The organism is Colwellia sp. Bg11-12 (assembly GCF_014076955.1).
In the GTDB taxonomy this organism is placed as follows: domain Bacteria; phylum Pseudomonadota; class Gammaproteobacteria; order Enterobacterales; family Alteromonadaceae; genus Colwellia_A.
This window is the reverse complement of the sequence record NZ_JACGUZ010000037.1, coordinates 36,623-52,550: the sequence shown is the minus strand read 5'-3', so window position 1 is coordinate 52,550 and position 15,928 is coordinate 36,623. Positions and strand designations below refer to the sequence as shown.

At 37.0% G+C, this 15,928-nt stretch carries 14 protein-coding genes, 1 tRNA gene and 1 pseudogene; 6 read left to right on the top strand and 10 right to left on the bottom strand.

Annotated elements, in window-relative coordinates; genetic code table 11:
* A pseudogene (locus H4J39_RS00910) lies at window positions 1-224 on the bottom strand (hypothetical protein); the annotation flags it as partial.
* A 985-nt stretch (window positions 225-1,209) separates the two neighbouring features.
* Between H4J39_RS00910 and H4J39_RS19015 the strand changes: the two are divergent.
* On the top strand, window positions 1,210-1,851 hold the full coding sequence (locus H4J39_RS19015) for a PEP-CTERM sorting domain-containing protein (RefSeq protein WP_259368711.1): 642 nt from the start codon (window positions 1,210-1,212) through the stop codon (window positions 1,849-1,851).
* A gap of 524 nt (window positions 1,852-2,375) precedes the next feature.
* On the opposite strand, the gene H4J39_RS00900 is transcribed toward H4J39_RS19015, so the two are convergent.
* The 9 genes from H4J39_RS00900 to fdxA form a co-directional block, all read right to left on the bottom strand.
* On the bottom strand, window positions 2,376-3,563 hold the full coding sequence (locus H4J39_RS00900) for a phage portal protein (RefSeq protein ID WP_182225573.1): 1,188 nt from the start codon (window positions 3,561-3,563) through the stop codon (window positions 2,376-2,378).
* A complete protein-coding gene (locus H4J39_RS00895) occupies window positions 3,563-4,105 on the bottom strand; it encodes an HK97 family phage prohead protease (protein ID WP_182225572.1) in 543 nt (180 codons plus the stop codon). Before H4J39_RS00895 ends, H4J39_RS00900 begins: the two co-directional genes overlap by 1 nt.
* 10 nt (window positions 4,106-4,115) lie before the next feature.
* Entirely contained in the window at window positions 4,116-5,273 is a 1,158-nt protein-coding gene (locus H4J39_RS00890) for a phage major capsid protein (RefSeq protein ID WP_182225575.1), read from the bottom strand.
* Window positions 5,274-5,506: 233 nt separating this feature from the next.
* On the bottom strand, window positions 5,507-6,952 hold the full coding sequence (locus H4J39_RS00885) for a P-loop NTPase fold protein (RefSeq protein ID WP_182225571.1): 1,446 nt from the start codon (window positions 6,950-6,952) through the stop codon (window positions 5,507-5,509).
* Between the two features lie 195 nt (window positions 6,953-7,147).
* Window positions 7,148-7,224 (bottom strand) — tRNA-Val (locus H4J39_RS00880).
* A 102-nt stretch (window positions 7,225-7,326) separates the two neighbouring features.
* Window positions 7,327-8,688, bottom strand: coding sequence for an MATE family efflux transporter (locus H4J39_RS00875; RefSeq protein WP_182225570.1), 1,362 nt, complete (start codon window positions 8,686-8,688; stop codon window positions 7,327-7,329).
* Window positions 8,689-8,835: 147 nt separating this feature from the next.
* On the bottom strand, window positions 8,836-9,057 hold the full coding sequence (locus H4J39_RS00870; RefSeq protein WP_182225569.1) for a CPXCG motif-containing cysteine-rich protein: 222 nt from the start codon (window positions 9,055-9,057) through the stop codon (window positions 8,836-8,838).
* Between the two features lie 127 nt (window positions 9,058-9,184).
* Window positions 9,185-10,051 (bottom strand): fructosamine kinase family protein, encoded by an 867-nt coding sequence (locus H4J39_RS00865; protein ID WP_182225568.1) that lies wholly within the window; start codon window positions 10,049-10,051, stop codon window positions 9,185-9,187.
* 102 nt (window positions 10,052-10,153) lie between these two features.
* Window positions 10,154-10,483, bottom strand: a complete 330-nt coding sequence (fdxA, locus tag H4J39_RS00860; protein WP_182225567.1) for a ferredoxin FdxA — start codon at window positions 10,481-10,483, stop codon at window positions 10,154-10,156.
* 151 nt (window positions 10,484-10,634) lie between these two features.
* Here fdxA and H4J39_RS00855 point away from each other — a divergent pair, with 151 nt between their 5' ends.
* The 5 genes from H4J39_RS00855 (at window position 10,635) to rplT (ending at window position 15,783) form a co-directional block, all read left to right on the top strand.
* The gene (locus H4J39_RS00855) at window positions 10,635-12,278 is read left to right on the top strand and encodes an NAD(P)/FAD-dependent oxidoreductase (RefSeq protein ID WP_182225566.1); all 1,644 of its coding nucleotides are present in this window, start codon (window positions 10,635-10,637) and stop codon (window positions 12,276-12,278) included.
* A 140-nt stretch (window positions 12,279-12,418) separates the two neighbouring features.
* A complete protein-coding gene (gene thrS / locus H4J39_RS00850; protein ID WP_182225565.1) occupies window positions 12,419-14,329 on the top strand; it encodes a threonine--tRNA ligase in 1,911 nt (636 codons plus the stop codon).
* Window positions 14,330-14,443: 114 nt separating this feature from the next.
* Entirely contained in the window at window positions 14,444-14,998 is a 555-nt protein-coding gene (infC, locus tag H4J39_RS00845) for a translation initiation factor IF-3 (protein ID WP_182179923.1), read from the top strand.
* 215 nt (window positions 14,999-15,213) lie between these two features.
* Window positions 15,214-15,408, top strand: a complete 195-nt coding sequence (gene rpmI / locus H4J39_RS00840) for a 50S ribosomal protein L35 (RefSeq protein WP_070373745.1) — start codon at window positions 15,214-15,216, stop codon at window positions 15,406-15,408.
* A gap of 15 nt (window positions 15,409-15,423) precedes the next feature.
* A complete protein-coding gene (gene rplT / locus H4J39_RS00835; protein ID WP_182179924.1) occupies window positions 15,424-15,783 on the top strand; it encodes a 50S ribosomal protein L20 in 360 nt (119 codons plus the stop codon).
* Window positions 15,784-15,928: the final 145 nt, after the last annotated feature.

Below are 15,928 nucleotides of genomic sequence, written 5' to 3'. Positions count from 1 at the left end.
CCAATCGCAGCGCCGCCGGTTGCAGCTTTCAAAATTCTACGATTCCTTTTACTTATATCATCCTCATTTTTATTGGCTAAATAAGCCGCCACAGCAGCAACACCTGCTCCGATACCCGCGCCTTTGGCGGTATTGGTAACTTTTTGCTCACCCGTATATGGGTCAAAAGTAGAACAAGCGCTTAAGGCTAGACAAGTGATTAGAGGGATAGTAAATTTTTTCATTTTGTTCCTTAGGGGAGTGATTTATTTGTTTGTGCTTTGAGTGTATTAAACTAGAAAGGTTACTCTTTGTAACAATGTGGTGATTATAAGTGCCAAGGCTTGTAGATGCCTAGGCGTATTCATCTGTGATTTATGAAGGATTAAAATTACTGAGCATATCTTAGCCCAACAAAGTGGCATAAGTGACGATTAAACCAAATTTCCTAATCGGTATGTTTTTGGCACTAATTTTTATTCATGCTAATGCTCACTTAATGAGCTATAAACGTATGTGTTAAATCCTTAAGTTAATGACATTGGATAGCCAATTGCCAACAGTGGGTCCATTATATGTCTGTTTACTATGAGGAAACATAATAGTTAATAGGATGATGAATCAAAAGTCACTTTACTAATATCTGACTTTCACTATCAACGGATAAAACTCCGTTAGTATACAGATATTGAATTTTACCATTTGGTTTTATGCTAATTTCATGAATCGAGAAATTGATAACTTACTTTATAAAATCATCACCTTAAATTCATAGTAATACCAATGGATGACATGCCATGCAACTAATTACAAGTCAGTTGCTAGCGGGTCTAAATATTCGGTATTCACTGGTCTGCTATAGTGTTTGAGTGATGATTAACAATAATTAGCACCTCTAAGTTTTAATCAATTTAACTAACTGAAATACATGCTTGTGCTAATTTGGACGAGTATTTCGATGATTGGAATATGGCTTTAGATGATATTCAAATACTTATTTACATTTTCATACTAAAACCAAATTAAATACTGCTTATTAATATTATATCGTTAATTCAACAGATTGATAAGTTTAGTTGTGTCAGGTTATTTTACAAAACTTCCACATCACAACCTTTTTTAAATACTTAAGTTGTTGAAATTATTTGATATTTAAATATTGGTGTGTTTTTTGCTTTTAACTGTATATATCTTAACTTTTAACTAATAAATATAATAAAAGGAATACAAATGAAATTTATATTTTTAAAATCTGCTCTTTTAGGTGCAATATTATCGATAAGCAATTTTGCTAATGCTGGATTAATCCCACATGGTGTACAAGAAGATGTTTCATATACAGATGTCACCAATTCTTGGGGCTGGAATTTATTGTATCGCGGTGACTATGCTTCGTCTATTAACGTAAGTAGCATGTTTTCTGGGCATCAGGATTATATTATGTTGGGTGCTATTAATGGAAGCAGTAATACAATTAAATTACTAGCAGCTGTAAAATGGACCGACTTTATTACACATACTGCACAAAATGTAACAAAGTCATTAAATGGTGCTGAATGGTATAATAATGGTGGCTCTTTAGGTTTTGCACATTTAGGTGATTCTATACGTCAAGGCTCAGCAGACACACGTTCTGAAAATGCAGGCAAGAGATTGTCATGGCACACCTCCGGAGGATATGGAACCACCGCAATTAGCGTGAATGGTGGATGGCGTGCGGGTTCAGTAACGAATTTGAACAACAGCACATCTTGGGATCGAGTTGTATTTACAACTAATGCAACTGTAGACGTACCAGAGCCATCAACACTTGCTATTTTTGCATTAGGAATGATTGGTTTAGCATCGCGTCGATTTAAGAACCAATCTTAAGTTAGTTTTTTAAAACTTGATTGTAGAAAACATCAATTGTCATGATTGGTGTTTTTTTGTTTCTGGTGATTGGTAAATCAAGTTATTTCATCATAAAACCATCACCATAGGATAATTAATGCTTTTCTATGCCGTAAGAGTAGGCACCTCTAGCTGTTACCACTAAATGTTTAGCCCTACTGGTGTCAAATTCATAGTTTTAACCCAAAATCCTATCCCATAGAATGTGAGGTTTAGTTAAAAAAATCTCGCTTTGATTTAAAGTCACTATGACTGCTGTGGTGGCTTTGGCGACTGTCTGTTGAACTATTTATTTAGAAAAAACCATCATCAAAAGCTCCCCTGTACTCATCTGTTGGGAACGTCTGCTATAAGGAAGCTGCTTGTGTAATGTCGTTGCTTAATTATGTCCGCTGTAGATCAAAACATACAAAATTTTTCAGTATAAATTCTGAAATATTAATGTCTTCAGTGTGGCATTTTTTGACGTTAGAGGGTTTAAATTAAATCAGCCATTTATGTTGTCAACTATTTGAAGAACTAGATAACTGATTCAACCATGACTGACTGAACTCATCACCACCATCACGCGCAGGCATATTTTCAGCTTTACGAGCATCGTTAGGTGACATGATGCCATTACGAATGGCAACATCATATGCGCTGAATCGTTCTTCTGTACTGGCTCTGAGTAGGTCTTTCGTTTCGAACTCAATAAATGTACTACCTTGTGATCTAATAGATACTAATCGGTTATTGAATGCTTGCTGTAAGTTAGTTAACCAAGGACGTAGTGTGTGACTTAAAAACGCTCGTTGTGCTTCACTAAAATTACTATAAGTACCATGTGATAGGTCTTGGAGTAATAAGGGGCTAATTTTGAAGATACGAGCAATATCGGCAACCGTAAAACTACGTGATTCAAGCCATTCAGAATCCGTATTACTGATAGACAACGGTTTATATTTTAGCCCTTGCTCAAGAAATATTACTTCACCGCGTTTATCTACACCTTGATATTTTTGATTAAACTCTGTTCGTATTCGGTTTGCTGCATTAGGGTCTTTAAAGGCGGCATCAGTTTCTAATACACCCGATGGCATTGCACCGTTTTGAAATAATCTTGCGCCATGTTCTTGTTGAGCTAAACCTAAACCAATACTCTCACGAGCGATCTGTATAGGAGACTTACCAACAATGCCATCATCAGACATATACTTAATATGGATAATCTCTTCTTGGTGAAGTATTTTAATTTTTCCGCTTTCAAGTGTTACTTGATAACCTAAACGATGATTGGGTAACTTCTTCACGATCACGCTATCAGGGTGCAACCAATGTAAAGCCGTTGGTTTACCTGCCCCATCGTATTCAATATGAGTAAAGGCATTACCACGCAATAAAACAGCACGTAACAGAGCTATTTTGAAGTCATACGCTGTCTGGTAACTATTAGGACTAGAGTTTAATAAACGTTCCGCATAATGATTTCTAGCACGTTGTTTATCGCCACTTTGATCCATTTGGTATACGTGAATAGGTAAACTGGCAATGGCTTCACTAATAGTCGTTACAGCACATAAAACGGCTGGCAATGACTGAGCTGTTTCAGCATTAACATGTTGACCACTATTGGTAGGTGTTCCAATAGCTAAAAGCTGATCGAGTGTTTTATTGCTACGAGTTTCTGTTTTCTTAAAAAGATTAAACATTAGATCAACTCCATTAATTCAAGATGAAATTTATGATTTAAGTTGTGGTTTGTTTGGTGCTGACTTAAAGACCGTTGAGCTACTTGCACATCAGTTTGCTTGTAAGCAGGGTCACTGGTGACAGTTACTTCAAGTAACTTAGCTTTTATGACAGTTCTTAATGCTGGATCGCGTGAGTAATCCCATTCATCAACCTCAGTAATAAAGCCAAAGCTCATGCCTGATATATCCCCACGTTCAATACTAACGAGAAGATCACGCGCTGTTTGTGTGTCGGGTGGATCAATCTCAACTAGTAAACCTTGGTTATCTCCAGTGATAATCAAAGTTCCGCTTGTTGTACGACCAAGAAGTAGTTTTCTATCATGCTCATATAATGCTTTTACATCTAACTCACTCGAAGCTAGATGCTCTGAAAAAGCATTGGGAGCAATGATTTCAACAAACCCTCCAAGGTTTTCAGACTCAGCATTAAAAAGCACAGGTCGACCGATAATTTTCTTACCTTTAATGGATAAGTTATCTAAGGCTCTGCGCTCCATAAATTACCCCTTAAGCCGCTTTCTTGAGTATTTTTAAAGCACGATCGTTAACTAACCCACCACCAACATATCGAGAGGCATGCATTTTTACAAAGCCAGGCTGAGTCACATTATCTTTAATTAAGCGTGTGCCTGTAGTGCCATCAATGATGTAGTAAGCTTTAGATAGATCAGCAAACATGACTTCTTGCCCCATGTGATCGCTAATCTCAACAGGTTTACCAAGCAAAGTATCTGGCTGACCTTCAACAAGTGAATCCTTCCAAATATAATCACCATCAGCATTTTTGATTTTACGAAGTGATAGCGCCATTGCATCAGACATATACCACTTACAATTTTTACGGTAAGCAACTGCAATACTGTGCTGTAATGTCACTAAATCATCAAAATCAATAATACCACTTGCGGCACTCGTAATTTCTTGGACTTCACCAAAGGCGCGAGTACCATCAACATCAGCAGAACGGGTATAAGTTAAGATCCCTTTAGCTTTTTTCACGCCATCACCTGAAAAGAATGCAGTTTCTTCTTTTAAACCACTTTCGGCTGATACTTCACTTTCTAGCCAGCCAGAAACATCAAAATCTGACCAATCTAAAAGCTCTTGTGTTGTTTTCGGATAGGCGTATAAAGAGTTAACAAAAATTTCTACTTCTTCTAACTTACTTGTATTTGTTTCGTTGCGAGTGTCACTTTCTGCACACCAATCAGTAGTAGTGCCACCAACAGAAACAAGCTTTTTGTAAGACTTACTTGAACAAGGCTTCACCATTGCATTTTTACGGAAAACTGATTCTTCACGAAGTAATACTTCAATGTTTTTATCTAAGCTTGGAATAACCGTAAAGCCACCATCTGCATTCACGCCATTAGATAAAGATCGAATATCGCCAGTTTGTACAAAAGTTCGAAGCTCGGCATTGGTAGGTTTGTCAGTTGATCGCTGTTCAATCGTTTCGCCAATTAATGAGCGTTCTTCATCAGCTAGAGATTGAGCATGTTCGATATGAGTATTAATAGACGTGAGTTGAGAGCGTAACTCTGTTAATTGAGTGTTCTCAGCTTCATTGATTGATCGCTTTTCAGTTTCAGCTTTAGTCAGAATGATTTTTGATTGAGTAACAAGATCCGCTTTTCGTTGACGTAGTTCTAATAATTTTTTTATGTGTTCACCTTTGAATGTTTAGTAGTGAATTATTATTCACTTATCAAAGGTAATGTTGCATAAAGCGTGAATAATTGATATTTATATTCACCTTTTACGCGATTATATTAATATTTAGTGAATAAGTATGCTATATTTTTTTGAGACGTAGTTCTTCTCATGTTTTTCTCGCAATAGTACTCACTTTTAGCCCTTATTGATGACCACGTCTTTAAGGGCTTTTTTGTCTTTATTTATTCAATATTTCCTGCAAGCTTGACCACTTTATTATAGTCTTCCCATAACCACCATTTAGCATTTGTATTAGAAAACATGTTTGCCATTATATTGTTGTTTGTATCTACAGCTCTTTGAACTACACCCTCAAAGTTATCCCTTTTCAATTCATGCAACCTTCTGTCTGTGCCACACAATTTATATGTTACTGATTGACCGTAATGGTCACTTGTATCATAAAGGTGGATAACTGATGTGAACATATTCACTTTATAGAAATCTGAATACTTACAGTCATTTTCGATGTGAAAATTATTTTTAAATTGTATATTAGTTTCAGGTTTATTTTCGGTGCGAGAATTAAATTGAGGTATATTTTTATCAAACTCAACAATTGCGGATATTAAGTTAAATATATTAACAAACTGTACTTTTTTGGATGATTTATATACAGATAAAGCAGTTCTTAAACATGACTTTAACTTATCAATAGTCTGATCAATATCTCTGATACTTAAATCATAAGCCTTTGCTGACCAATCAAGGTAATTTCTAATTGTAGTAGAGGTATCTTGTCTGATATCTGGATATAGTATTACTTTTTCTTGATATTCAGAGAAGTCGAATTTTTGGATATCAAGATAATGCTCAATATCAGGGGTAGGGAGTCGAGCTTCTCTATTAAAAAATCTTTTCAAATATGTAGATGAATCAAATTCAGAGCCGTATATCGCTTTAATAGATTCTTTAAGTTGCTTTGTATCTGTTGCAACTACAAATACAAAATTTTTGGTAGTAAAAAAATGCTTTATCACCTCTAGCATTTCAATGGCGTAATTTGGTCGGCAACGATCTAATTCATCGACTAGTACAACGATAGGCAAAGCAAAGCCATAATTTTTTTCAATTACTTCAGCTAAATGTCCTAAATTTAATCGAATTTGTTTAATTGCATCAACCTGCTCTAGATGGTTACTTTGAACTGACTTTAAAAATTCTTTTGGATCTTTTTCGAAAAGTGTCTTGGTTAGCTCTCTTCCTGCAGCAGAGTCATCTAAAAAATACTTAGTAAGAAGACCCGCGCCACCAATAATTGTGCCTTTAAGTGCTTTACCTAAAAATTTGCCAACTTCTTCTAGGTTTCCACCTATATCTTCATTAAGAAGAGATAATTGGCTGGTTAACTCACTAGAAACTACGGATAGTGGAATATCAGAGAAATCACTTTCCCATGCGTCTATATATATACACGGATGCTTATTTTTTACTAACTCTGAATATAAACGACGAAGAAATTGAGTTTTCCCTGTACCCCATTCACCATTAAGATTTAAAACAAAACCATCTTTTTCTCCCACTATATAGTTAATGAGAAACTGACCATATTCTTTACGGTTTAATTTACAGTTATCGAAGGTGTAATCAGTTAGCCATTCAGGGTATTTACAGTTTGCTTTTGTCACATCGACCTCTAAGAATTTATGATGATTTATATCTAGTCTTGATAGATTGCTTAAAAATACTAAATTAATCAACTATAAGTTATTCAAATAGTTATATTGGGATATGTGATTTTTTGTAAAGGGGATATAAAAAAGCCGTTGTGTACATGTGAGTGTACACAACGGCTATAAGTTAGTTACTACTAACTTGGAATGTGGTGCTCGCTACTGGACTCGAACCAGTGACACCTTGCATGTCATGCAAGTACTCTAACCAACTGAGCTAAGCGAGCAATCGTTAGTTGCTTTAACCAACGGGCGTCATATTATCGATATGAAATCTTAGTTGCAAGTAGTTTTGTTCTTTTCAATTTAAATAATTCACTGTTTGCTTATTAATGCGCCACTTCGAGTCTTTTTTGAATGATAGTTAATCGCCATGCTAATAAAACGGCAGCGGTGGTTAATCCAAAAATAATACCTATCCAAAAACCATAAGGGCCAATAGGGTCAATTATCCAGTTGGTTAACCCTAAAATCAGACCTAAAGTTAAGCCAATAATCCAATATGAGAAGAAAGTAATATACAGGATAGATTTGGTATCTTTATATCCACGTAATGCACCTGCAGAAATAACTTGTATTGCATCAGAGAACTGAAATAAAGAAGCCAAGAACATTAAGCTCGCGGCTAACTCAATCACTTTTTTGTCAAGTGTATAAATTTCAGCGATTGGATAACGCAAAGTAATCGTTAGTAGCGCTGTACCAACGGCAATAATGAGTGACAATATCAGTGAGTAATGACATATTTCTTTAGCTTTAGCTAACTCGTTATTACCAACAGCAAATCCTACTTGTATGGTCACGGCCATGGCTAAACTCAATGGCACCATAAAGACTAAGCCAGAGAAGTTAATGGCTATTTGATGACTAGCCACAACCTCTGCGCCAAAGGGCACTAGAATAATTGCAACCGCAGCAAATAAACTGACCTCAAAGAGTAATGACATTGCAATAGGAAAACCGATCGCCAATATTTCTTTAATTTCTTGCCAATTCGGCCAGTAAAAACGTTCAAATAAAGAGGCATGTTTTAATTTTTTCGATACATAACAATATATAAACATTGAGATAAACATAACCCAGTAAACAATGGCAGTGGCAATGCCGCAACCAGCACCTCCTAACGCAGGCATACCAAATTCACCATAGATAAAAATATAGTTGGCAGGAATATTAATTAACAAACCGATGATACTGATGATCATTGTTGGTTTGGTATGCGATAAGCCCTCAGAGTAATTTCTTAATACAAGATATAAACAAAAGCCTGGCCCACCCCAAACGATGTAACCTAAGTAATCAAACATTAATTGTTTTAAATGTGCCTCTAATGGTATCTGTTCAATAACTAAAGGGGTGATCACATAATATAAAGCGATTAATAAAATACCTAAGGTTAATGCTATCCATGCGGTTTGATATGTCGCCCTGGCAACGTAATGGAATTTTTTTGCTCCAGCAAGTTGCGATACTATGGCTGCAAGTGCCATGACCAAACCATATATAGTTAATATTAAAGGGAGCCAAATACTGCTGGCAACAGCTACGGCCGCCATGTCTGTAGCACTCACTCTACCGGCCATTACAGTATCTGCAAATCCCATCAGTGTTTGTACGAGTTGAGCGATCAAAATAGGATAAGCCAGTTTCATTAGGCTTTTGGTGTTTTTTCTAAAATCAGTAATATTCATTGGGGAAGGATACTTATAAAATCATCATTTTAAGAATAAAAATGATCAGTACAAGAATGATATAGGTTTAAAGCAGTTGTGCAATGCTTCTCTTGTTAATTTACAAGTAAAAGCAAAGAAAAATGACACCGACATTTGATGGTATGACTAGAATACTTGTTCGTCGTCACTATCAATGACCAATTGAATTTTTTGGCGGTATTCATCAATGTGCATATTTAAATGAATATCTCGACAACAAGACGGGCATTCTTCGTAATAATCTTGATCACCCGCTGATGCATCTAATGTTAAGTGCATATGATGACCACAATGAGGGCAGCTAATACGTTTGTCTTTTGTTACTTTTAAGTTTGATTCCCGGGACATGTTGCCTCCTAGACGCTTTGTTACTAATTGTTAAGTATGCTTACATTCGTAAAAATCGCTAACTAAATTAAGGATAAACTGATATAAATCATTTAACGTATTGTGTTCCGTCACTATTATTTTTAAATCAATGTAATGATAAAATACGTGACAATAATGCCCTTGATTGGTCAATATATACGCCACCGTATAAATTAGCGTGATTGAGAATATGATAAAAGTTATAAATAAGTTTGCGTTGTTCGTAGCCTTTATCAAGGGGAAAAACATCTTGGTAACCTTGATAAAAATCGTAAGGTAGTTGGCCAAAAAGCTCAGTCATGGCAATATCTACTTCGCGGTCACCGTAATAACAGGCGGGATCATATATCACTGAAGCAGAGGCAGTAAATCCTAAGTTGCCTAGCCATAAATCACCATGAACGAGACAAGGTTTAACATCGTGATGATTTAATATGTCATGACAGATGTGGGCAATGTGATCAATATCCCCTAGTTTTATCGATTTTTCACTCAGTAATTGCAATTGCCACGCGACGCGTTGTTCAGCAAAGAATGTTTTCCAATTACTACGCCAGTTATTAGGTTGTAAGGTGTCACCAATATAATTGTCGTGTTGCCAGCCAAACTGTCCATGAGACGAACATTTATGCATCATCGCTAATTTAGCACCAAAATGATGCCAGTCTTGTTCAGTCGCTTGTGCAAATGGAATGTAGTCAAGCACGATAAAGCTTTTATTGCGTGTGTTTCCTAACGCTATGACTTTAGGGCAGGTAACTTGTTTTAGAGAATCTATTTGATTAAGGGCGTAAGCTTCTGATTCAAAGTGATTGAAGTGACTTTTGTCTTTAATTTTGACGAAGTAGTTATGTTGTTCATCACTTAATTGGAAAGCTAAGTTGGTTTCACTCGTTGAAATAAGGCGTTTATTTTCAATAGCAAATTTTTCGCCCGTTTTAGCTGTGATTGCTTGCTCAATACATTGCCACATAATGCACCAATTATTTATTAACCCTTCTGATACGAGTATAGGTAATAATTGAATAATGTGTTTATTTTGAAGAACGCGTTTTAATTTTCAATAATTAAGTGATCAATTTTCAATAATTAAGTGATCAATTTTATTGGGTATACCATCCCATTCTTTTGCATCGGCAGGGGCGGGAATTACTTCTGTTATTCTTGGCCACACTTTAGCGAGCTCAGCATTGAGTTCAATAAACTCTTTTTGATCTTCAGGGACTTCATCTTCTTGAAAAATAGCACCTGCTGGGCATTCAACCGGACACAAATCACAATCTATGCAGTCATCAGGGCTTATGACTAAAAAATTAGGGCCTTCATAAAAAGCATCAACAGGACATACCGCGACACAATCGGTGTATTTACATTTTATACAATTGTCGGTGACTACAAACGCCATAGGTACTCTACTTTTTGAATTTTGATGATAGGAAATATTTTGAGCTGATCATACCTAGCTTAGTAATAATTTCAATTGTTGATTTAACTGAGCGGTATGTTCAGGTAAAATGCCCAAAATTTTATTTCTCCTTTTTTGGAACCGCCATAATATGTTGCGTTTAACAAATATTCAATTGCCGCTTGATCACCAAGAAGCCGATATTAAGAAGGCTATTCTTAATAAATTATCCATTTCTGAAGATCAGCTCATTGACTTTACCGTATTTAAACGCGGATATGACGCCCGTAAAAAAGCAAAAATAATATTGATTTACACCCTTGATGTAGACACTTGTCTTAATGACGAATTACTTGAACGGTTTGTTAAAGACAATCAAGTAAAAGTTAGCCCTGATATGCGCTACAATTTTGTTGCTCAAGCGCCTGAAAAGCTAGCACAGCGCCCGGTTGTTATTGGCTTTGGTCCTTGTGGCTTATTTATCGGCTTAGTGCTTGCTCAAATGGGATTTAATCCCATTATTTTAGAGCGTGGCAAAGAAGTACGTCAACGCACTAAAGACACCTTTGGTTTTTGGCGAAAGAAAATACTTAACACCGAATCTAATGTGCAATTTGGGGAAGGTGGGGCAGGTACTTTTTCTGACGGTAAATTATATAGCCAAGTTAATGATAAAAAGCATTACAGTCGTAAAGTATTACATGAGTTTGTTGATGCTGGCGCACCAGAAGAAATTTTATTTGTCAGTAAACCGCATATTGGTACCTTCAAATTGGTAACCATGATCGAACAAATGCGCGCTAAAATTACTGAGTTGGGTGGCGAAATTCGTTTTGAACAACGTGTTGATGAGTTTCACTTTGATGAAAATCAAGGTGGAGAGGGAAGTAAACGCATCACTGGTTTAACACTCGCTAGTGGTGAACGTATCGACACTAACTATGTTGCCTTAGCTATTGGTCATAGTGCACGCGATACCTTTGAAATGCTTATTAAAAACAAAGTATCTGTTAAAGCTAAACCTTTTTCTGTTGGCTTTCGCATCGAACATGAGCAGTCAGTTATCGACGATGCTCGTTTTGGTAACAACGCTGGCAATCCAATATTAGGGGCTGCTGACTATAAACTTGTTCATCATTGTAAAAGTGGTCGTAGTGTTTATAGCTTTTGTATGTGCCCAGGCGGAACCGTGGTTGCAGCAGCTTCAGAAGCAGGGCGCCTAGTCACCAATGGCATGAGTCAGTATTCACGTCACGAACGTAATGCAAATAGCGCGATTGTTGTTGGCATAGAGCCTAGCGACTTTGCCAACGAAGATGATGCTTCAGATGTATTATCTGGTATTGAGTTTCAACGCCGTTTAGAAGAAAAAGCATTTAAACTTGGTGGAGAAAATTATGACGCTCCGGTTCAATTAGTTGGCGATTTTCTTGCTGGGCGTAAAAGTGGTGAGCACGGTGATGTTACGCCTTCATATAAGCCGGGTGTTAAATATTGCGATTTGAGTGAAACCTTACCTGCTTACGCCATTGAAGCTATTCGTGAAGCTTTACCTGCGTTCGAACGCAAGATTAAAGGTTTTTCAATGGCTGATGCAACATTAACGGCTGTTGAAACAAGAACATCTTCACCGATTCAAATAACGCGTGATAGAGAAACAATGCAAAGCCTGAATGTTGAGGGGCTTTATCCTGCAGGAGAAGGTGCGGGTTATGCGGGCGGAATATTGTCTGCAGGTATTGACGGTATTAAAGTGGCTGAAGCAATGGCATTGGCTATGGTAGCAGAAAGATAAGTCTGCCTTTATATTGCAAATAAAAGGGATTTCCCCTATATTTGCGACCTCAAATATTTCCCAAAAGAAATAGCTTTAAACATTAAAAATAAATTCAAGCGACGCTTCGTATGCGCCGCCACTGAAATAAAGGAAAATTAATGCCTGTAATTACTCTCCCTGACGGTTCACAACGTTCATTCGATAATGCCGTATCTGTAATGGATGTTGCCTTAGATATTGGTCCTGGTCTTGCTAAAGCAACGATTGCCGGGCGTATTGACGGCAAGCTTGTTGATGCTTGTGAATTAATTACCCAAGATGCTGCTTTGCAACTTATTACTAGTAAAGACAGTGAAGGTCTTGAGATAATTCGCCACTCTTGTGCTCATTTATTAGGGCATGCTATTAAACAGTTATACCCAAATGTTAAAATGGCAATTGGTCCAACGATTGAGAATGGCTTCTATTACGATATTGATCTTGAAGAGTCTATTAGTGAAGACGACTTAGCCAAAATTGAAAAGCGTATGACAGAACTTGCTCGTACCGGTTATGAAGTTGTTAAGAAAACAGGCACATGGCAAGACGCTTACGATGCGTTTACTGAGCGTGGTGAAACCTACAAATTACAAATTCTTGATGAAAACATCGAGAAAACAGATACGCCTGCTTTATACCATCATCAAGAATACGTTGATATGTGTCGTGGCCCTCATGTGCCAAGTATGCGTCATTGTCATCAGTTTAAACTAATGAAAGTAGCCGGTGCATACTGGCGTGGCGATTCAGACAACAAAATGCTGCAACGTATTTACGGCACAGCATGGGCTGATAAAAAGCAACTTAAAGCATATATCGTTCGTTTAGCTGAAGCTGAAAAGCGCGATCACCGTAAAATTGGTAAAACATTAGATTTATTCCATTGGCAAGAAGAAGCGCCAGGAATGGTGTTTTGGCATAACGATGGTTGGACAATTTATACTGAGTTAGAAAAATTTATTCGTGAAAAATTACACGAATATGATTACGACGAAGTTAAAGCGCCAATGATGATGGACAGAAGTCTTTGGGAAAAATCAGGTCACTGGGACAAATATGCTGATGGCATGTTTACCACTGAATCTGAAAAGCGTGAATATGCAATAAAACCAATGAACTGCCCAGGTCATGTACAGATATTCAACCAAGGTTTAAAATCGTACCGTGATTTACCTTTACGTATTGCTGAATTTGGCTGTTGTCACCGTAATGAACCATCGGGTTCTTTACATGGCTTGATGCGTGTTCGTGGCTTTACGCAAGATGACGCTCACATTTTCTGCATGGAATCACAAGTTCAAGACGAAGTGAAGAAATGTATTGAAATGGTTTACGACGTATATGGTTCATTTGGTTTTGAAGATGTTGTTGTTAAATTGTCTACTCGTCCAGAAAATCGTATCGGTAGCGACGATGTTTGGGACAAAGCTGAAGCAGGTCTTGCACAAGCGCTAACTGACAGTAACATCAAATTTGAATATTTACCGGGTGAAGGGGCTTTTTATGGTCCTAAGATTGAATTTACTCTAATGGATTGTTTAGGTCGTGCTTGGCAATGTGGTACAGTACAACTCGATTTTTCTTTGCCTGAGCGTTTAGGCGCAACTTATGTCGGTGAAGACAACGAAAGATACATTCCTGTCATGATTCATCGCGCTATTTTAGGTTCACTTGAACGTTTTATTGGAATTTTGATTGAAGAGTTCACGGGAAAATTTCCAACGTGGTTATCGCCAATTCAAGCAACTGTGATGAATATTACGGGTAAACAAGACGAATATTGTGAAAAAGTTGTTAAAAAACTAAAAGAAAGTGGATTTAGAGTAAAACTAGACTTGAGAAATGAGAAGATAGGCTTTAAAATCCGCGAGCACACTTTGAAGCGTGTTCCATATTTGTTAGTTGTTGGTGACAAAGAAATGGAAGCTGGCGAAATTGCCATTAGAACGCGAAGTGGTGAAGATTTAGGAAAAATGTCTGTTGATGACTTTATTTCAAAATTAAGTGAAGAAGTTAACGCTCGTAGTTAACGAATAAATTACTTATAATAACGTTTAAACAAGCATAAAAATATTTTATTAATCTGAGTAGTTGTTAAGTTAAAAATAACACCAGCTACTTGGAACAAAGTTCTTTGGAGGAACATGGCTATTAAAGGTGGACAACGAGGCGGGCAAAAAGAGCCAGCACATCGTTTAAATGAGTTAATTACAGGTATTGCTGATAATGAAGTTCGTTTGATTAGATTTGACGGAGAGCCTGGTGGCATCGTCACATTAGATGAAGCAATGGATCAAGCTGATGAAGCTGGTGTTGATCTTGTTGAAATAAGCCCTACGGCTAAACCTCCTGTACTCCGCGTTATGGATTACGGTAAGTTTATCTATGAAAAAGCTAAAGAACAAAAAGAACAGCGCAAAAACCAGAAACAGATACAGGTTAAGGAAATTAAATTCCGTCCTGGAACAGATGAAGGCGACTATCAGGTAAAACTACGCAACCTGAAGCGCTTTTTAGAAGGGGGCGATAAAGTTAAAGTAACTTTACGTTTCCGTGGTCGTGAAATGGCTCACCAAGAACTTGGTTTACAACTTCTAACTCGCGTTAAGCAAGATTTAGAAGAGTTAACTGTAGTTGAATTCTTCCCGCGTCGTGCGGAAGGAAGACAAATGGTGATGGTACTAGCACCAAAAAAATAATCAATAACCGGTATTTCAAGTAACTCATTTTTATGAAAATTAAAATTAAGTTCACCCTTATTGTTTTTAACGGGTAATTTTAGGCCTGAAAGTAGAAACTAACGTTTATTTTTGTTTAATCTTAAATAAGCAAGTTAAGTTTTTCGCCTAAGTTGCTAAATTTCAATGGCAATGTTTCTGTGTAATAACACAAACATGAATGCGGAGTAATATTCATGCCTAAAATGAAAACTAACAAAGGTGCTGCGAAGCGCTTTAAAAAAACAGCCTCTGGCTACAAGTTCAAACAAGCTGGCCTTCGTCATATCTTGACTAAGCGTCGTACTAAAGTTAAACGTCATCTTCGTGCTAAGTGCATGATTTCGGCAGCTGACATTAAGTCAGTTAAAAAACTTTTACGTCACGGTTAATAGGAGAGATATAGAATGGCTAGAGTAAAACGTGGTGTACAAGCTCGTGCACGTCACAAGAAGGTTCTAAAGCAAGCTAAAGGTTATTACGGAGCACGTAGCCGTGTTTACCGTGTTGCTTATCAAGCAGTAACTAAAGCAGGTCAGTACGCTTACCGCGATCGTCGTCAACGTAAACGTCAATTCCGTCAGCTTTGGATAACTCGTATAAATGCAGCAGCTCGCATAAATGGTTTATCTTACAGTGTTTTCATTAATGGTCTTAAAAAGGCTGCTATTGAGATCGATCGTAAGATCCTAGCTGATATTGCAGTATACGACAAAGTGACATTCACATTCTTAGTTGAAAAAGCGAAAGCTGCTTTAGCTGCATAGAATTTGAAAAATCTTTGAGACAAGGACGCCATTAGGCGTCCTTTTCTTTTTTAATCATTCTAACTTGTTCTTTAGCTCACTTTCTGCGTTTTAAAGTACTTACTAATAGTCATTAGCTCCGTGCTTTAACCTTGAAAATAAACTA